Origin of the sequence: Qipengyuania atrilutea (assembly GCF_013370205.1) — a bacterium.
Lineage (GTDB): Bacteria > Pseudomonadota > Alphaproteobacteria > Sphingomonadales > Sphingomonadaceae > Actirhodobacter > Actirhodobacter atriluteus.
The window spans coordinates 412,680-431,304 of the sequence record NZ_JABWGV010000001.1 but is presented as its reverse complement, the minus strand read 5'-3'; the positions used below and the strand labels follow the sequence as shown (position 1 = coordinate 431,304).

Below are 18,625 nucleotides of genomic sequence, written 5' to 3'. Positions count from 1 at the left end.
CGCCGGGCAAGCACCTTGCGCTGAATTCGTTTTCAGCGGATACCGGCGCGCAAAAGCGAGAGGGCAAACCCGATGCGCATCTATATGGTGGTGATGGACGAGACGGCCGAAGCGAAGCGTGCGCTTCGTTTCGCCGCGCTGCGCGCCGCACGAACGGGCGGGGCAGTCCATATTCTGGCGCTCGTCCCGCAGAACAATTTCAACGCGTTCGGCGGGGTGCAGGCGACGATCGAACAAGAGGCGAAGGACCGCGCCGAAGTCATGGCGAACAGCGAGGCGGGTAATATCTTCGCCGAACACGGCAAGCGGCCCACCATCGCCGTCAGGACCGGCGATCCGCTCGCGGCCATCAAGTCCTACCTCGAAGACCACAAGGATATTGCCGCCCTGGTCCTTGGCGCATCGAGCGAGAACGGAGCAGGACCGCTCGTGACGTATTTCACCAGCGGCGCGGCGCGGATGCCCTGCCCGCTCTACATCGTGCCCGGCGCTCTCACGACCGAGCAGATCGACGCGCTCGCCTGACCGATCAGGTCAGCGTGCCGCGTGCAGGGTAGTCTTTCTCCGTCACGAACTTGACTGCATCGAGCAGGTCGTCGAACTGCGGCCGAGCGAACGGCACGCTCTGGATATGCGCCGAGTACAGCGTGCCGTCCGGGCGGATCAGGAACACCGCCGGTTCGGAGAACTTCGCGGGTTCCTCGCTGTCCTCGCGCCCTTCCGAGATATACAGGCCCCATTCGCGCGCCTGATCTTCGCTGAGATCGTAGGCCAGCGGCACGTCGCCGGTCGCCCAGTCGCTGTCGATCACCATTGCGCGCTCTTCGTCGTCCATCGAGACGCTGAAGACATTGACGCCCGCCTTGCTGAAGTCGTCGAGCTTTCCGGCCAGTTCTTCGAGCGACTTCTTGCAGATCGGACAATGCTTGCCGCGGTAGAAAACCAGCATCGTGAAATTTTCAGGCGACTGGTCGGCAAGGGCAAAGCGCGCCTCGATCGTCAGCGGCAATTCGAGAGCGGGCGTTTTCTGTCCGGGTATCAGCATGGTCGGTTTCTCCTTTGCCGAACCAATGGGTGATGCCCGCGCACGTTCCGGTAATCAGCCACCCTTCTTGCGCGACTGGTGCCGGATGTTGCCCGGACGCCCGCGTTTGCCCTGCTTGTGCCTGGGCTTTTGGCCGGGTTTGTTACTTGATCTGTCGCCGCCCGAAGAGCGCCGCGGACTGCCCTTGCCCCCGCGCGATTCGACCTTGCTGCCGCCTTCGTCCGGCACCTCGAACTTGAGCGCGCCAGTCAGGGCGTTCGATTCGGCCAGCTTCAGCTTCAGCCGGTCACCGACAGTGTAACTCGTACCCGTCCGGTCACCGATGAGCGACTGCGCGGTTTCATCGTACCGGAAGTAATCGCTGCCGAGCGTCGATACGGGTACGAGGCCGTCGCCGCCCAGCCCTTCGATCGTCGCGAAGAAGCCGAAGGACTGGACTCCGGTGATGCGCGTATCGAACGTCTCTCCCACGCGGCTCGCGAGCCAAGCCGCGACGTAGCGGTCGATGGTGTCGCGCTCCGCCTCCATCGCGCGCCGCTCGGTCTTGCTGATGGCGTCGGCGATCTTGCCGAGGTCCGCCTTGTCCTTGTCCGACAGTCCGCTTGCAGGCGGCACGTCCTGCTTCGGCTTCGCCTGTTCGAGATTGTAGCTGTCGACCAATGAGCGGTGAACCAAGAGGTCGGCGTAGCGCCGGATGGGCGAGGTGAAATGCGCATAGCTGCCGAGTGCGAGGCCGAAGTGGCCCAGATTGCCCGGCCCGTAATAGGCCTGCGTCTGCGTGCGAAGCACGGCTTCCATAAGCTGCGCGCGGTTCGCCTCGTCGTCTATCCCGGCCAGCATCCGGTTGAACAGTTCGGGCTTGATGACTTGCCCCAGCGCCAGCTTGCGGCCCAGCGTTTCGAGATATTCGCGTAGCGCGATCAGCTTCTCGCGGCTCGGCGTCTCATGCACGCGGTAGACGACCGGCGCGTTCTTCGCTTCAAGCGCCTTCGCCGCCGCGACATTGGCGGCGATCATGAAATCCTCGACCACTCGGTGCGCATCGAGCCTTTCGCGCACCGCGATTTCCTTGATGCGCCCATCCTCGTCCAGCATCACCCGGCGTTCGGGCAGATCGAGATCGAGCGGTTCGCGTGCCGCCCGCGCCTTTGCCAGAGCCTTCCAGCACGACCACAGGTGCTTGAGATTGTCCGGCGCGCTGCCGTCGTCGACTTTCGCTTGCGCATCTTCGTAAGCGATGACCTGATCGATGCGGACGATGGCGCGGGTAAAGCGCCAGTCGCGGATCGCGCCGTCCTTGGAAATTTTGAGGTGACACGCCATCGCCGCCCGGTCCTCGCCTTCGCGCAGCGAGCAGACGTCCGCGCTCAGCACTTCGGGCAGCATGGGGACCACGCGGTCGGGGAAATAGACCGAATTGCCGCGCTTGCGCGCTTCGCGGTCGAGCGCCCCGCCCGGCCGGGCGTAATAGGACACGTCGGCAATCGCGACCAGCGCCTCGAAACCGCCCTCTCCGTCGGGCTGCGCCCAGATCGCATCGTCGTGGTCGCGAGCATCCGCCGGATCGATCGCGACGATCGGCAGGTGGCGCAAGTCCTCGCGCTTGTCGGCCGTGACCGGCAGCTTCGCCGCGCGCTCCGCTTCCTCGATCGCGGCGTCCGGAAAGACGTGCGGGATGCCGTGCTTCTCGATCGCGATCAGGCTGAAGCTCTTGGGCGCGAGCGGATCGCCGAGCACCTCTGTGACCTTCACGCCCGTTTTGCGCGAGCGCCCGGTAGCCTCCGCAAGGACGAGTTGCCCTTCTTCCGCATTGCCGAGATCGGAAATGGGCGAGGAGTTGCGCACCTTCTTGTCGACCGGCGCGAGCCAAGGCTTGCCCGAGCCGTCGAGTTCGACGACGCCCATCAGCGCCTCGTTCTTCGCGGGCAACTTCTTCATCGGGTGCGCGGTCCACCCGCGGCCGGTTTCCTCGGTACGCGCGAGGATCCGGTCGCCGACCTTCAGCGCGGGAATGCGCGACTTGCCGCCCTTTCCCTTCCCCTTGCCGCCCGGCTTGCCCTCAATCACGAGCAGACGCGGCGGAGCCTTGCCGCTGTCGGCTTCCCAGTTTTCCGGGACCGCGAAGGCCTCGCCGTCCTCGATCTCCGCGACCGACAGGACGGTTACTTTCGGCACGCCGCCCATGCGGGTGAAGGCGGTCTTCTTGCCGTCGATCAGGCCTTCCTCGGCCATGTCCTTGAGCAGCTTCTTGAGGGCGATCTTCTCTTGCCCCTTGATGCCGAACGCCTTCGCAATTTCGCGCTTGCCGATAACTTTGTCGGACGTCTCGATCAGTTCGAGCACCTGCTCGCGCGAGGGCAGGCCTTGTGTGTTGTTCTGTTTTACCATGCGCGCCATATGGGGAGCGCCCGGTACGCTGTCACGCCCTTACTGGCGGCGCCCGGTCAATAGGCGCGCGCGATCAGGATGCGCTCCACCGCCGGTTCGCCAGTAAAGATGCAACTGCCGTTTGCGGGCTCTGCGTCCATCGGCGCATTGCGCGCGGTCAGCTTCAAGGCCTTGAGCCGTTCGACCACCTTCTCGAGCGCCTCGCCGGTCGGCTTCGACCACTGCACTTCGGTCCAGCCCGGGTGTTTCGCATCGCCTCCGTAGATGCGCTCGAGCTCCGAAAACTCGGTGACGCCGCGAGTGATTGCCGCTTCGCGCCGGTCGCGCGCTTCGCCGAGCATCGAGCGCTGCATGTCTTCGAGCATCGCCGGTATCTCACCAGCAGCGCTCTCTTTGGACGGCGTCTGGAAGGCAGGTTTACCGCTTTCCGCATCCCACAATCCGTCGCGCCGCAGCAGGCTGACGACGCCGTTCTCCATATCGCGGCCGCCAACCTCGATAATTAGCGGCGCGCCCTTGCGCACCCAGTCCCACCGCTTTGCCGCAGCCTTGCCGTGGCGCTTGTCGAGCAGCACGCGCAGCGGCTCGCCCAATACGCTCTTTCCGGCAAGCGAGGCGCGCAGTTCCTCGCAGTAAGCGAGTAGCGCATCGTCTTCCGGCTTGTCGCGCAGCATCGGCAGGATCACCACCTGATGCGGCGCGATCGCGGGCGGCACGCGCAGGCCGTCGTCGTCGCCATGCGTCATGATGACGCCGCCGACCATGCGGGTCGAAACGCCCCAGCTGGTCGTGTGGCAGAACGTCTGCTGACCCTCGCGGTCCTGATACTGGATGCCCGCCGCTTCGGAGAAATTCGTGCCGAGGTAATGCGAAGTGCCCGCTTGCAGCGCCTTGCCGTCCTGCATCATCGCTTCGATCGACCAGGTCTCGACCGCGCCCGGAAACCGCTCGTGCTCGGGCTTTTCGCCCGCGATCACCGGCAGCGCGAGATCTTCTTCGGCGCAGGCCCGGTACACTTCGAGCATACGGAGCGTGTGCTCTTTCGCCTCGGCCTCGTCGGCGTGCGCGGTATGCCCTTCCTGCCACAGGAATTCGCTGGTGCGCAGGAACATCCGCGTGCGCATTTCCCAGCGCACCACGTTCGCCCACTGGTTGAGCTTCAGCGGCAGATCGCGCCAGCTCTGGATCCAGCGCGCCATCGCATCACCGAAGATGGTTTCCGAAGTGGGCCGCACAATCAGCGGTTCTTCCAGTTTCGCTTCTGGATCGGGGATCAGCCCGCCGTTCTCGCCCGCGATGAGCCGGTGGTGCGTTACGACCGCCATTTCCTTGGCGAAGCCGTCGACGTGGCTCGCCTCGCGCTCGAAATTGGCGAGCGGAATGAAGATCGGGAAATAGCAGTTCTCGTGCCCCGCCGCCTTGATCCGGTCGTCGAGCAGGCGCTGGATACGCTCCCAGATGCCGTAACCCCACGGTTTGATGACCATGCAGCCGCGCACGCCCGATTCCTCGGCCAGATCGGCCTCAGCGATGACCGCCTGATACCAGGCAGCGAAGTCGGCCTCGCGAGTGACGGAAAGGGCGTGTCGGATCTTGAACAAGGGTTGCGGTCCTGTGCTGGTGGCAGCGCATAGCCTGCGCTGCGGAAAATGCGGTGATGCGCCGCTATCGCGGCAGCCCCCGGCAGATCAAGCTTTGCCTAGTTCGAAAGCTTGTCGAGCCGTTCCTGCATGACGGCCATCTGCTCGCGCAGCGCGGCAATGTCGTCTTGCGAGGGAGCGGGCGACGGATCGCCGGATTGCTGCGCGCCTTCCTTCGGTTTCTCGCCGGTTTGCGGCATGAATGCAGCGGTCGCCGCGCGCACCATCGCCATGTTCGTTTCCGCGATCTTGGCGAAGGGATTACCGCTCAACCCCTGTTCGAAAGCTTCGCGCATTTTCGTCTGGTTGGCGCGGAAATGCTCCATCGAGGCTTCGAGGTAATGCGGCATCATCGACTGCATCGAATTGCCGTACATGCCGATGAGCTGGCGCAAGAAGCTGACCGGCAGCATCTGCTCGCCGCTCGCTTCCTCGTCCATGATGATCTGCGTCAGGATCGAATGGGTGATGTCGGTTCCGGTCCGCGCGTCGAGCACCTGAAACTCGACATTGTCGCGCACCATGGCCGAGAGATCGTCGAGCGTAATGTAGCTCGACGTCCCCGTGTTGTAGAGGCGGCGGTTGGCGTATTTCTTGATGATGATGGGTTCGCCATCCTGCGGTTTCTTGGCCATGCGCATCCCCGTTCGGTAAGTTTCTAGTTGAGACTTGTTACCGCGGATTTAGCACGTGCACAATCGCTGCCGCAACATGGAGGCACCTAGCCGTCGAACCGGCGTCCCAGAATGGTCAGGAGTTCGTATTGTGAGAGACCGCTTCGCTGCGCAGCATTGGGCAGCCAATAGGGAACCGAGAGCCAGTCGCCTTCGCGTAAATCCGGCATCGCGCTGCAATCGAGCACGATCATATCCATCGAGATCTTCCCGATGATCGGCAGGCGCGTTTCACCGCGCAGCAGATGCGGCTCTCCGTCATGCCATGCGCGCAGGAACCCGTCCGCATAACCGAGCGAGGCGACCGCGATTTCGGTCCGTTGCTTCGCTGTCCAGGTTGCGCTGTAGCCCACCGTCTCGCCGGCCTCGATCGAGCGGCGCTGGATGACCGAGACTTCGGGGAAGGCAACCTGCCGGATCGTGCCAGCAAGTTCGCTGCGCGGCACGCCGCCGTAAAGCGCGAGTCCGGGCCGGGTAAGGTCGAAATGGTAGTCGCTGCCGAGTGCGATCCCGGCGCTGTTGGCAAGGCTCTCGGCGCGGTGCGTTATGAGGGGCAAAACTTTGCGGAAACGAGCAAGCTGGCGCGCATTCATCGCGCTGTCCTCGTCCGCGCAGGCGAGATGCGACATGATAACATCGACTTCGAGAGCTGCGATCGCCGGGTCGCCAACCTCGTGCAGGGAAATGCCGAGCCGGTTGATGCCGCTGTCGATCATCAGGTGACATCTGCCGCCGCCCGCCTCGTTCCAGCGCCGCGCCTGTTCGAGCGTATTGATCACCGGAACTGCACCGGTCTCCAGCGCGTAGCGCGCTTCGGTGTCCGTAATCGGACCGTGCAAAACGGCGATCTGTTCTGCCGGAACATGGTTCGCGGCGCCTGCGACTTCGCTCCAATGCGCGACGTAGAACGCCTTGCACCCCGCATCGCGCAGAACCGGCAGGCATTTCTCGATGCCGAGGCCGTAGCAGTTGGACTTGATCGCAGCCCCGGCGCTCGCGCTGCCGGAAAGCCGGTCGAGCGCACGCCAGTTATGGCCGAGCGCCCCGGTATCGACCCGCAGGCGCAGCGTTGCTGGCGGGGTTTCGATCATACCGCGGCCGTGTCTTCGCCGAAGTCGCGCGGCGGTCCGTCAGGCAGGCCCCACCATGCGACTACCAGGCCGAACGCAACGACCACCCAGGTGTACCACAGGCCGGCATAGACGTCGCCCGTGCGCGCGACGATGATTCCGGCGATCAGCGGCAGGAACCCACCGAGATAGCCGGCCCCGATATGGTAGGGGATCGACATCGAACTATAGCGGATGCGCGGCGGGAACATCTCCGAAAGCAGTGCCGCGACCGAGCCGTAGGTCAGCGCCGAGAGCGCACCAAGGCACAGAAGCAGCGCGAGGATGCCGGCAATCCGCGCCGGTCCGGGGCGGCTGGGCGTGAAGTCGAAGCCCGCCCCGGTCAGCGCCGCCTGAATGCCGTCGCGGCGCGCGATCCCGTCGTCCATCCATTCAGGCTGGATCGCGATTGGCGTTTCTCCCGCCCGCAGCGACAGCACCTCGGCCTCTTCGACATCGTAGCGCACTCCGCTCGCAGTCAACGTCTCGAGCAGTTTGCCACAGTCGCTCTGCTCGCGGTCGAACAGTTCGGCGAAGGGATCGGTCGAGCACTGCGAGCCCGATACCACCACCTGCGCGCGCTCAGCCGCAGCGCTCAGGCCCGGATTGGCAAGCGCGCCCATCCCCCAGAAGATCGGGAACAGAAAGACCAGCGTCAGCGCCGCGCCGACGATGATGGGTTTCTTGCGCCCGATCCGGTCCGACCATTTGCCGACCACGAGATAGAACGACATCGCGATCAGCCCGGCGAAGAACAGGATGTACTCGACCAGCTCTTCGTCCACACGCATCGGGCCGCGCAGGAACGATAGGCCGGAGAAGAACGCCGTGTACCAGATTGTGGTCAGCACGCCCGTTACGCCGAAAAGCGCCACAAAGATCCGCTTCTTGTTGCCGGGATAGGTGAAGCTTTCAACGAACGGATTCCCTGCAGTTTCGCCCGCTTCCTTCATCGCCTGGAACACCGGGCTTTCCGACAGTTTGAGCCGCATCCACAGCGATATGCCGAGCAGCACGATCGACAGCAGGAACGGCACGCGCCAACCCCATGCGGCAAAGTCGTCCGGCGGAATGACAGCGCGGCAGGCCAACACCACGGCAATGGAGAGCACGAAGCCGCCGACGACGCTGGCTTGGATGAAGCTCGTGTAGAACCCGCGCTTTTCCGGCGGCGCGTGTTCGGCGACGTAGATCGCCGCGCCGCCGTATTCGCCGCCGAGCGCGAGGCCTTGCAGGATGCGGAACCCGATGACGATGATCGGTGCCGCGATACCGATGCTCGCCGCGCTAGGGATCATACCCACGCCCGCAGTGGCGACACCCATCAGCGTCACGGTGACCAGGAAGGTGTACTTACGCCCGAGCCTGTCGCCCAGAAAGCCGAACAGTATCGCGCCGAGCGGGCGGAAACCGAAGCCGATGGCAAAACCCGCCCATACCAGCAGCAGTTGCAGCGTTTCGTTTCCGCTCGGGAAGAACGCCGCGCCGATCAATCCGGCGAGCGTGCCGTAGATGAAGAAATCATACCATTCGAAGATCGTGCCGGCGGACGATGCGGCGATGACCAGCCTGATTTCCTTGTCGCTCGGCTGGCGCTCGGCGATTGCACTATCGGACATGCTTCCCCTCCCGGCAGGCTGCTTACCTGTTATCAGGCGCTGCCTACCGCGCGTCTTGCGCGTTTGAAAGCGCCAAGAGCGCGGCCTTCCACGGCAGAAGAATGGCTTCGTGGCGTCCCGGATGCGCGCGCGCCGCCGCAATCGTCTGCAACCCCGCCCAGTCGGGAGCACTGCGGTCGCCGCCGAGCCACTCTGCAATTGCATCGCGCGCCCGCTTGATATCGGCCTCGGTGCGCCCGATCACGTCCTGCGCAAAGATAGCTGCAGCCGCCTGGCCGACTGCGCAGGCTGATACGCGCAAACCAACTTCGCCGACACTGCCATCGTCTTTCAAAGCAAGCGAGACTGCGAGTACACTGCCGCAGGTCTGCGACCGCGCCTCGGCCACGGCGTTCGCGGTTTCGGAGATCGGGTAATCGGCCAGCGAAACCGCCAGTCCGAGCATTTCCGGCGTATATAAAGCGCCGCCGCGCGCTGCGGTCATGACGCGTCAGCAGCCGCTTCCTCGCGCTCCTGCTGCCGGCGCAGCCGTGCGCGGCGCTCTGCAATCAGTTCGACCATGTCGCGGCTGCTCGCGTCCATAAACTCGTAGCTGCGGGCGCCCGAAATCCACGTCGGCCGGCCCTGAAAGCCCCAGACCGTATCGTAACCGAGCACCAGCAGCGAGAAGCCGACAACCGCGATGATGACGCCCTTGATCGCACCAAAAGCGAGGCCGAGTATGCGGTCGATCACGCCCAGCTTCGAACTGCGCGCGGCTTTGCCCGCACTACCGGCAATCACTTTCATCGCGGCGTAGGGGATCAGTAGCAGCAGAGCAAAGGCTAGGATCGAAGTCGTGATATCGTCGCCGATATACGCGCTTAGCTGCTGGGTCAGCGGCTTGTGCATGAAGCGGATTGCCGCGATGGCGAGGCCCCACGCCAGCAGCGAAAGGACTTCCTGCACGATCCCGCGCGAGAAGCCGCCGATCGCAGCGACAGCGACAATCAACAGAATAAGATAATCTAAACCCGTCATAACCCCTCTGGCGGATGCGGGCCTAATTCTTCGGCATGACCCGGTCAACGAGATTGAACAGGCGGTCTAGCGCGGTGTGGTTGATTTTCGATGAAGCATCGCCGGTCACCGCGGGGCCGTAGCTGCGCTTGAAACCGAGCTTCGCCGCTTCGCGCAGACGAAGCCCGCCATGCGCTACCGGACGGATTTCTCCGGCCAGCGAAACCTCGCCGACCCATACGCTTTTGGGCGGAAGCGGCGTATCGGCCAGCGCCGAAATCAGCGCCGCCGCTACCGCGACATCCGCCGCCGGATCGGCCAGGCGGTATCCGCCGGCCACGTTCAGATAAACCTCGGCGGAAGAGAAATTGAGGCCGCAGCGCGATTCCAGCACCGCGAGCAGCATGGCGAGCCGCCCGCTATCCCAGCCCACCACCGACCGGCGCGGGGTAGCGCCCGACTTCAGCCGCACGATCAACGCCTGAATTTCGACAAGGACCGGCCGCGTGCCTTCCATCGCCGGAAATACCGCGCTTCCGGCCATGGGTTCGTCACGTCCGGACAGGAACAGCATCGAGGGATTCGCGACCTCTTCCAGCCCCTCTTCCGCCATTGCGAAGACCCCGATTTCGTCGACCGGTCCGAAGCGGTTCTTAAGGCTACGAAGAATGCGGTACTGGTGGCTGCGCTCGCCCTCGAAACTCATTACGACGTCGACCATATGCTCGAGCACGCGCGGACCCGCGATGTTGCCGTCCTTGGTGACGTGCCCCACTAAAACCAACGCGGAGCCGTTCTCCTTCGCATAACGGATCAGTTCGAAGGCGCAGCCGCGCACCTGGCTGACCGTGCCCGGTGCGCCCTCGATCGTGTCGGAGTACATCGTCTGAATTGAATCGATGACGAGCAGTCCCGGCGCTTCCATCTGACCGAGCGAGGTGAGGATGTCGCGCACCGAGGTCGCCGCGGCGAGCTCTACCGGCGCGTCCGCAAGGCCGAGCCGCGCCGCCCGCAACCGGACCTGCGCCGAGGCTTCCTCGCCGCTGATGTACACGGTCCGCGTCCCGCCGCGCGCCAGCCTCGCCGCCGCCTGAAGCAATAGCGTCGATTTCCCGATGCCCGGATCGCCGCCCATCAGAATCGCTGAACTCGGAACGAGCCCACCCCCCAGCGCGCGGTCGAATTCGGCAAGCCCGGTCGACGAGCGCACGGGAAGTTCGCCCGGCTTGTCGAGCGAGACGAACTCGATCCCCCTGCCCCCGCTCGACAGGTCGTGCTTCTGCGAGAAGATCGTCGCCGGAGCCTCTTCCGACAGCGTGTTCCACTCCGCGCAGTCGGGGCATTGCCCTTGCCAGCGGTGCGATACACCGCCGCAGGCCTGACAGACATATCGACGTTTCGGTTTTGCCATTTGCGTCCCGTAAAGAGAACAATATGGGAACGCAATTGCCTTTCCGTTGCCGCCCCGTCATGTAGGCGCGATGCGGCAGAAGGAACTCAGGCTTGCGCTGATCTGCTACGGCGGGGTCAGCCTGGCGGTCTACATGCACGGCGTCACCAAGGAAGTGTGGCATCTCGCCCGCGCGAGCCGCGATTTTCACGGGTCCGATGGCGCGCCGGCCGGGATCGAGCGGGTGTACAGCGAACTGCTCGCTCATCTCAAGACCCGTCACGAACTGCGCCTGCGGGTTCTGCCCGACATCCTGACCGGCGCGAGTGCGGGCGGGATCAATGCGGTGTTTCTCGCCGAAGCGATCCATTCGGGACGATCGCTCGAACCGCTGACCGAGCTGTGGCTCAAGCTCGCCGACATCGACCGGCTGGTGGACCCCGATGCGCGGCCCGTCTGGCGCTTCGCTAAGTTCTGGGCACAGCCGCTCGCTTGGTGGCTCATGCGCCGGCCGGGCAGCGTCGTCAGTGAAAGCGTCGCGCCGGAAACGCGGCAGGAAGTGGCGCGAAAAGTATCGAATCTGGTGCGGGGCCGCTGGTTCAAGCCGCCGTTCTCCGGGCCGGGTTTCTCGAGCCTGCTGTTCGAGGCGCTGCAGGCGATGCACCAGACGCCGGCGGACGCGCCCCTGTTGCCGCCCCGCCATCCGATCGACTTGATGGTCACGGCGACCGATTTCCGCGGACACCTCGAACTGCTCCGGCTCAACAGTCCCGAGGTAGTGGAGGAAACCGAGCACCGCCTGCCGATCGGCTTTACCGCGCGTACGCCCGCGAACGGCGGACAGCGTCTTGCCGATGTTTTGGAGCTGACGCTGGCCGCCCGGGCGACGGCGAGCTTCCCCGGAGCTTTCCCGGCCCTGCGCATCGGCGAAATCGACGATCTGGCAGAGCGCGAAAGCCTCGAATGGCGTGACCGGGACCGTTTTCTTCAGCGCATCATGCCTGCGCATTATCGGCGCGAACAGACCGGCTCGGTATCGTTGATAGACGGCTCGGTGCTCGTGAACGCTCCGTTTGCCGCCGCCATGGCCGCCTTGCCGAGCCGGCCCGTGCAACGCGAAGTCGACCGCCGCTTCGTCTATATCGATCCGCGCCCCGACCGCTCGGGATCCCTGACCGACGAAGAACGGGAGGAGCCGATCGGCTTTTTCGCCGCGATCTTCGGCTCGCTGTCCACCATTCCCCGCGAGCAACCCATTCGCGACAACCTCGAATTGCTGGACGAGCAATCGCGAGAAGCGGCGCGCCTCCAGCGAATCGTCAAATCGCTGCGCCCCGAGGTGGAAAAGGCGGTCGACCGCCTGTTCGGCAGGACCCTGTTCCTCAACCAGCCCAATCCGAAGCGCCTGCGTTCGTGGCGCAACCGCGCGCAGCAGTCCGCTGCAGAGCAGGCGGGATATGCCTATCATTCCTACGCGCTTGCGAAGTTCACTGGCATCGTCGAGCGGCTGTCGCGCCTGGTTTTGGCTGCCGCCCCGGAGCTTGGCCTGCCCGATACGTCGTCCATCGAGCGGGCGTTGCGGGAAGAACTGAATGCGCGCGGCGTGGAGGAACTGTCCGCCCCCGGCGGCGGCGCTAACGAAGCGGCGGTTACGTTCTTTCGCGCGCACGATATCGGGTTTCGCATCCGGCGGTTGCGGCTCCTTGCCCGGCGTCTCGCGCGCGACTGGGAAGCGGACCCCGACATACCCGACAGCGCGCTGGAGGCGGCGCGCAAAGCTATTTACGAGATACTTGCACTCTATTTCGACCGCGAAGGAGTCGACCCTCTGGGTGAAGACTTCCCCGGCGCTGCGGCTAACGTGTTCGGCGATCCGGGACGCGTGCTCGACATGATTTCCGAGCGGCGCCTGCTTCCCGAAGTCGACGATCAGGCCGAGGAAATGCTGGCCAAGGCGTTCGAAGCGATGCCGAAGAACCTGAAGCGGCGGATGCTGCTCGCCTATCTCGGCTTCCCCTATTACGATGTCGCCACTCTGCCCCTTCTCAGAAGCGAAGGCTACACGGAGTTCGACCCGGTGAAGGTGGACCGGATTTCGCCCGACGACGCGCGCTCCATACGCGAAGGCGGCACGCGCGCGACGCTGCGCGGGATAGAGTTCTACAATTTCGGTGCGTTCTTCAGCCGGGCCTACCGCGAAAACGATTACCTTTGGGGCCGCCTTCACGGTGCGGAGCGGATGATCGATCTCGTCTGCTCTACCGTCGAAGGCGGAATGGACGAGCAAACGATGCACCCGTTCAAGCGCGCTGCCTTCCTCGCCATTCTCGACGAGGAAGAAGCGCGGCTGAAGGCGAACCGTGGCCTGATCGACCGGCTGCGACAGGAAGTCGATGAGCGCCTTCCTGTGGAGTGAAGACCGGGTCGTTAGCCTCCGAAAGCGCTCTTGATCTTGCCCATGAAGCCCTGCGTCTGCGGACATTCGTCGCCGGTTTCCGTTTCGCGGAATTCTGACAGGATTTCGCGTTGTCGCTTGCTGAGTTTGGTCGGCGTCTCGACCTGAATTTCAACGACCAGATCGCCGCGCCCGCGTCCTTGCAGGACCGGCATACCGGCACCCCGCTTGCGCAGTTGCTTGCCCGACTGAATGCCCGAGGGGATGTCGATCGTATTCGTGCTTCCGTCGAGATCGGGAATATCGATCGAACCGCCCAGCGCTGCAGTAGTGAAGCTGACCGGTACGCGCGTCGCCAAAGTTGTGCCCTCGCGCTGGAACACGTCGTGCGGGCGGATATGGACGAAGATGTAGAGATCGCCGGCGGGCGCGCCGCGCGGCCCTGCCTCGCCCTTGCCCGACAGGCGAATACGCGTTCCCGTATCGACGCCGGGGGGGATTTCGACGGCCAGTGACTGAGGAACGTCGATCCGTCCCTCGCCGCGGCAGTCGCGGCACGGGCTTTCGATGACTTCGCCTCGGCCGTGGCAATTGGGACACGGCCGTTCGACGACGAAGAAGCCCTGCTTCGCACGCACCTTACCGTGCCCCTGACACAGGTTACAGGTCCTGACGCCTGTGCCGGGGGTCGCACCTGTGCCGGCGCAGGTATCGCAGTTTCGGGAAACCTCGATCTCGATCTCAGTGGACTTACCGTGAAAGGCATCTTCGAGACCGATTTCCATATCGTAGCGCAGGTCTGCACCGCGGCGGGCCTGCTGGCGGGCACCGCCCCCGAAGGCGCTGCCGAAAATCGTCTCGAAAATATCGCCGATATCGCCGAAGTCCTGCTGGCCCCGTCCGCCACCGCCGGACATTCCCTGCTGGAACGCGGCATGGCCGAAGCGGTCGTAGGCTGCGCGCTTCTGCGGGTCTTTCAGGCATTCGTAAGCCTGTCCGACCGCCTTGAAGCGCGCTTCGCTGTCGGCATCGCCCGGATTGCGGTCCGGATGATACTTCATCGCGAGCTTACGGTAGGCGGACTTGATCGTCGCTCCGTCGGCATCGCGAGAGACGCCGAGGAGTTCGTAGAAGTCGGTTTCAGTTGCTGGCATGGTCTTTCCCGTCGCAAGCCGAACCGCCACCGATGCACCTCACGGCACCGATGGCGGCCGGTTCTGTCATGCGGACTGGTTAGCCCTTGTTTTCCGCGTTCGTGTCGTCGTCGCCGACTTCGGAGAACTCGGCATCGACCACGTCTTCTTCCGCGCCGCCTTCGCTCCCTGCCGCAGCACCGTCGGTCGGCGCTTCGGTAGCACCTTCGGCCTGTTGCTGTTCGTAGATCTGCTGCCCCATCTTCATGGCGACGTCGGTCAGTTCCTTCGCCTTGGCATTGATCGCATCGTTATCGTCGCCTTCGAGCGCGGTCTTGAGTTCCGCGATCTTGGCTTCGACGTCGGACTTGAGAGAGGCGTCGATCTTGTCGCCATGCTCTTCGAGCTGCTTCTCGGTCGCGTGAACGAGGCTTTCCGCCTGGTTGCGCGCTTCCGCGCCCTCGCGCCGCTTCTTGTCCTCTTCGGCGAACTTCTCGGCATCCTGAACCATCTGTTCGATGTCGGATTCCGAGAGACCGCCCGAGGCCTGGATGCGAATCTGCTGTTCCTTGCCCGTGCCCTTGTCCTTGGCGGACACGTTCACGATGCCGTTCGCATCGATGTCGAACGTGACTTCGATCTGCGGAACGCCGCGCGGCGCGGGCGGGATTCCGACAAGGTCGAACTGACCAAGCAGCTTGTTGTCCGCCGCCATTTCGCGCTCGCCCTGGAACACACGGATGGTGACCGCGCCCTGGTTGTCTTCAGCAGTCGAGTAGGTCTGTGTCTTCTTGCTCGGGATCGTCGTGTTGCGGTCGATCATGCGGGTGAAGACCCCGCCGAGGGTTTCGATACCCAGCGACAGCGGCGTCACGTCGAGCAGCAAGACGTCCTTGACGTCGCCCTGCAGAACGCCTGCCTGAATGGCCGCACCCATTGCGACGACTTCATCGGGGTTCACGCCGGTGTGCGGCTTCGATCCGAAGAATTCCTCGACCGTTTCGCGCACCTTGGGCATGCGGGTCATGCCGCCGACGAGAATGACTTCGTCGATCTCGTTCTTGCTGACACCGGCATCGGCCATGGCCTTCTTGCACGGCTCGAGCGTCCGCTTGATAAGGTCGCCGACCATCTTCTCGAGGTCGCTGCGGCTGATCGTTTCCACGAGGTGGAGCGGGGTCGAAGAACCACCTTCCATCCGCGCGGTGATGAACGGCAAGTTGACCTCGGTCGTCTGCGCGCTCGAGAGTTCGATCTTCGCCTTTTCGGCCGCTTCCTTGAGACGCTGCAGCGCGAGCTTGTCGCTGCGCAGGTCCATGTTTTCCTTCTTCTTGAACTGGTCGGCAAGATATTCGACGATCGCGCTGTCGAAATCCTCGCCGCCGAGGAAGGTGTCGCCGTTGGTCGATTTCACTTCGAACACGCCGTCGCCGATTTCAAGGATCGAGATGTCGAACGTACCGCCGCCAAGGTCATAGACCGCGATGGTCTTGCCGTCCTGCTTGTCGAGCCCGTATGCGAGCGCGGCGGCAGTCGGTTCGTTGATGATGCGCAGGACTTCGAGACCGGCAATCTGACCCGCGTCCTTGGTCGCCTGACGCTGTGCGTCGTTGAAATATGCCGGAACGGTAATGACCGCCTGCGTAACGGTTTCGCCGAGGTAGCTTTCGGCGGTTTCCTTCATCTTCTGTAGAATGAAGGCGGAAACCTGGCTGGGCGAATACTCCTCGCCCCCTGCTTCGACCCACGCATCGCCGTTCTTGCCCTTCACGATGTCGTACGGGACGAGTTCCATGTCCTTCTTGGTCAGCGGATCGTCGAACCGCCGGCCGATCAGGCGCTTGATCGCGAAGAGCGTGTTGTCAGGATTGGTGACCGCCTGGCGCTTGGCCGGCTGTCCGATCAGACGTTCGTTGTCCTTGGTAAAGGCAACGATGGAAGGCGTCGTGCGCGCGCCTTCGGAATTCTCAACGACCTTGGGCTTGCCCCCGTCCATCACGGCAACGCAGCTGTTGGTGGTGCCGAGGTCGATACCGATAACTTTCGCCATTATTTCCCCATTCTTCTTCAATTGTTAGACGCCGCACAGGAGGTTCCCCGTAACCGGCGGAACCGATCGGCGGCTCGATCATGAGCGGCATATAGGTGCGCTTTGGCTTGGCACAAGGGACGCGAAAGCCTACACAGCGGCGCAGTTATCAGAGGGGTTACAACGAAGACATGACACGCACATTCGCCATCGCCGCATCCATCGCCATTGCCGCTGCGGGCCTGTCCGCCTGCGGCGACAACGCCGCCGAAGCGCCGGCCGAGGAACAGGCGCTCGCCTTCACGGTCGACAATGCCCGGCTCGTCCTGCCCGCGGTGGAAGGCAATCCCGCGGCAGTCTACTTCGATCTGACGCTCGGCGGGGAGAAGAACTACACGATCCGCCGCGCCGACGTCGAAGGTGCGGAGCGTGCGGAAGTCCACGAATTCTCCGAATGGGACGGCGAAATGGTCATGGGCGAATCCGCTCCAATGAACATGACGCCGGGCGAAACGGTCAACTTCGAGCCCGGCGCGCGCCATGTCATGGCTTTTAACCTCTCGCCGGAACTGCAGGCAGGCGGAACCACCGAGGTCACGATTACCGTTCTGGGGGGCGACAAGTTCTCCTTCCCCGCACAGATCCAGGCTGCCGGGGAAGACCGGTAACACACACCAGTATCGCTTTGCGTCATGACCGGTGCGCTCGAGGCTGAAAACGAGGTGCCGCCGACCTGTCCGGTCGGCGGCGAACGTCCGCTAACGGCGGGCGAGGTAGCCTTAGCGCGTAGCATCTACGGCGATGCGATAGACTACGGCAAGGTGACGCTGAGGCGGCGAAAGTGGTTTCCGTTTCAGCCGAAGCACGTCACCATGGCGCCGCGCGGTCACATCCATTTCCATCCGCAAGGGTCAGGCTACTGCGACGACTTTTCGAAGGTATCAACGCTGGCGGCGGGCCTTTTCATCCACGAGATGGCGCATGTCTGGCAAGCGCAGACTAGAGGCGACTGGTGGCTCGTCATGCACCGCCACCCCTTCTCCCGATACGACTACACGCTCAAACCGGGGTGGGGGCTCGAGCGTTACGGGATCGAACAGCAGGCAGAGATCGTCAAACACGCCTTCTTCCTGCGGAATGGCGTGAAACTAGCAGGCGTATCGAACGCCGCAGCCTATGATCTTCTGGTGAACTTTCCGGGAGCCGCCCCACCCTGAGGCGAAGCAAGCTCCCGAAAATAACTGACCTTAGCGAGGGTCGATCGGGTAGCCCGACGTGCCGAAGCAGTCGTCATCAAGGTAGCGGTTGTTGTTATAACCGTCGCAGTCGTCGTTCTTGTCGACGAAGTAACCGGCCAGGCCGCCCGCTGCCGCGCCGCCAAGCGCGTAAGTCGCGATATCGCCGCCGGTAACGGCCGCGACACCTGCACCGACTGCGGCGCCGCCGAGCGCACCTTCGGCGGCGTAGTTCTCCGCGCAGGCACCGAGCGACAGTGTCGACAGAGCCAGAACCGGTGCAATCATCATTCGAGTACGCATAGAATTCTCTCCATATCTCCTTGCCCCAGTCACTTACGGGCCAAAGCGCAGAGAGTTCCGCAGCGCATCAAATCAGTCCGGTTTTCTGGCGACCCCGACCATGGCGGGGCGCAGCAGCCGGTCCTTGATCATGTATCCGGGCTGCATTTCCTGAACGACCGTACCCGGCTCTTCGTCATTCGTAGGAATTTCGAGCATCGCCTGGTGCTGGTTGGGATCGAGCGGCAAGCCCATTGCAGCGATGCGCGTAATGCCGTTCTGCAGAAAGACCTTGGCCAGTTCGCGCTGCGTCGCCTCGATCCCGGTCACGAAGCCTTTCATCTTCTCGTCGCTGCGCAGTTCCTCGGGAATCGAAGCAATGGCGCGGTCGAGATTATCCGACACCGAAAGAATGTCGCGGGCAAAACCGGTCGCCGCGTAGTTGCGCGCGTCCGCAACGTCCTTTTCCATCCGGCGGCGCACGTTCTGCGTTTCCGCCTTGGCGTAGAGGACATCTTGCTTAGCCGCTTCCAGATCGGACCGGAGCGAGGCAATCGCTTCGCTTTCGCTGCCTTCTTCGGTTTCGTCCTCAGCTTCGTCTTCGCCGTTATTGAGGAATTCCTCCGGCACGCCTTCCAGTTCCTTTTCCGCGGCTTCGTCGCGCGGCTTCCCGTCGTCGATCATGAT

The 18,625-nt window shown here is 63.6% G+C and carries 17 protein-coding genes; 4 read left to right on the top strand and 13 right to left on the bottom strand.

Features of this window, described 5'->3' with window-relative positions:
* Window positions 1–72: 72 nt before the first annotated feature.
* Complete coding sequence (locus tag HUV48_RS02130; protein WP_176266113.1) at window positions 73–525, top strand: universal stress protein; 453 nt, start codon at window positions 73–75, stop codon at window positions 523–525.
* A gap of 4 nt (window positions 526–529) precedes the next feature.
* Here the strand turns inward: HUV48_RS02130 and HUV48_RS02125 are convergent, their stop codons facing one another.
* From HUV48_RS02125 to radA, 9 genes are all read right to left on the bottom strand, one after another.
* On the bottom strand, window positions 530–1,045 hold the full coding sequence (locus tag HUV48_RS02125; protein ID WP_176266112.1) for a peroxiredoxin-like family protein: 516 nt from the start codon (window positions 1,043–1,045) through the stop codon (window positions 530–532).
* 54 nt (window positions 1,046–1,099) lie between these two features.
* Window positions 1,100–3,442: a ribonuclease R gene (gene rnr / locus HUV48_RS02120; RefSeq protein ID WP_176266111.1), complete on the bottom strand. Its 2,343-nt coding sequence runs from the start codon at window positions 3,440–3,442 to the stop codon at window positions 1,100–1,102.
* A 47-nt stretch (window positions 3,443–3,489) separates the two neighbouring features.
* Window positions 3,490–5,034 (bottom strand): proline--tRNA ligase, encoded by a 1,545-nt coding sequence (proS, locus tag HUV48_RS02115; RefSeq protein WP_176266110.1) that lies wholly within the window; start codon window positions 5,032–5,034, stop codon window positions 3,490–3,492.
* Between the two features lie 98 nt (window positions 5,035–5,132).
* Window positions 5,133–5,708, bottom strand: coding sequence for a polyhydroxyalkanoate synthesis repressor PhaR (gene phaR / locus HUV48_RS02110; RefSeq protein ID WP_176266109.1), 576 nt, complete (start codon window positions 5,706–5,708; stop codon window positions 5,133–5,135).
* A gap of 86 nt (window positions 5,709–5,794) precedes the next feature.
* Complete coding sequence (locus HUV48_RS02105; protein WP_176266108.1) at window positions 5,795–6,838, bottom strand: alanine racemase; 1,044 nt, start codon at window positions 6,836–6,838, stop codon at window positions 5,795–5,797.
* Window positions 6,835–8,475, bottom strand: a complete 1,641-nt coding sequence (locus HUV48_RS02100) for an MFS transporter (RefSeq protein ID WP_176266107.1) — start codon at window positions 8,473–8,475, stop codon at window positions 6,835–6,837. The genes HUV48_RS02105 and HUV48_RS02100 overlap by 4 nt, the downstream gene beginning before the upstream one ends.
* Before the next feature lie 43 nt (window positions 8,476–8,518).
* The gene (locus HUV48_RS02095; protein ID WP_176266106.1) at window positions 8,519–8,959 is read right to left on the bottom strand and encodes an iron-sulfur cluster assembly scaffold protein; all 441 of its coding nucleotides are present in this window, start codon (window positions 8,957–8,959) and stop codon (window positions 8,519–8,521) included.
* Window positions 8,956–9,495 (bottom strand): CvpA family protein, encoded by a 540-nt coding sequence (locus HUV48_RS02090; protein WP_176266105.1) that lies wholly within the window; start codon window positions 9,493–9,495, stop codon window positions 8,956–8,958. Before HUV48_RS02090 ends, HUV48_RS02095 begins: the two co-directional genes overlap by 4 nt.
* Window positions 9,496–9,517: 22 nt before the next feature.
* Window positions 9,518–10,885: a DNA repair protein RadA gene (gene radA / locus HUV48_RS02085; RefSeq protein WP_176266104.1), complete on the bottom strand. Its 1,368-nt coding sequence runs from the start codon at window positions 10,883–10,885 to the stop codon at window positions 9,518–9,520.
* A gap of 70 nt (window positions 10,886–10,955) precedes the next feature.
* On the opposite strand from radA, the gene HUV48_RS02080 reads away from it, so the two are divergent.
* On the top strand, window positions 10,956–13,280 hold the full coding sequence (locus HUV48_RS02080) for a patatin-like protein (RefSeq protein WP_176266103.1): 2,325 nt from the start codon (window positions 10,956–10,958) through the stop codon (window positions 13,278–13,280).
* Window positions 13,281–13,291: 11 nt separating this feature from the next.
* Here HUV48_RS02080 and dnaJ read toward each other — a convergent pair whose 3' ends face one another.
* A complete protein-coding gene (gene dnaJ / locus HUV48_RS02075; RefSeq protein ID WP_176266102.1) occupies window positions 13,292–14,413 on the bottom strand; it encodes a molecular chaperone DnaJ in 1,122 nt (373 codons plus the stop codon).
* Window positions 14,414–14,492: 79 nt separating this feature from the next.
* Window positions 14,493–16,442: a molecular chaperone DnaK gene (gene dnaK, locus HUV48_RS02070; protein ID WP_176266101.1), complete on the bottom strand. Its 1,950-nt coding sequence runs from the start codon at window positions 16,440–16,442 to the stop codon at window positions 14,493–14,495.
* Between the two features lie 170 nt (window positions 16,443–16,612).
* On the opposite strand from dnaK, the gene HUV48_RS02065 reads away from it, so the two are divergent.
* Together HUV48_RS02065 and HUV48_RS02060 are read left to right on the top strand one after the other, a co-directional pair.
* Window positions 16,613–17,089: a copper chaperone PCu(A)C gene (locus HUV48_RS02065; protein ID WP_176266100.1), complete on the top strand. Its 477-nt coding sequence runs from the start codon at window positions 16,613–16,615 to the stop codon at window positions 17,087–17,089.
* Between the two features lie 24 nt (window positions 17,090–17,113).
* Window positions 17,114–17,638 (top strand): vgr related protein, encoded by a 525-nt coding sequence (locus HUV48_RS02060; protein WP_176266099.1) that lies wholly within the window; start codon window positions 17,114–17,116, stop codon window positions 17,636–17,638.
* 30 nt (window positions 17,639–17,668) lie between these two features.
* On the opposite strand, the gene HUV48_RS02055 is transcribed toward HUV48_RS02060, so the two are convergent.
* Entirely contained in the window at window positions 17,669–17,947 is a 279-nt protein-coding gene (locus HUV48_RS02055) for a YMGG-like glycine zipper-containing protein (RefSeq protein ID WP_404799910.1), read from the bottom strand.
* 84 nt (window positions 17,948–18,031) lie between these two features.
* Entirely contained in the window at window positions 18,032–18,622 is a 591-nt protein-coding gene (gene grpE / locus HUV48_RS02050; RefSeq protein ID WP_176266097.1) for a nucleotide exchange factor GrpE, read from the bottom strand.
* Between the last annotated feature and the right edge of the window lie 3 nt (window positions 18,623–18,625).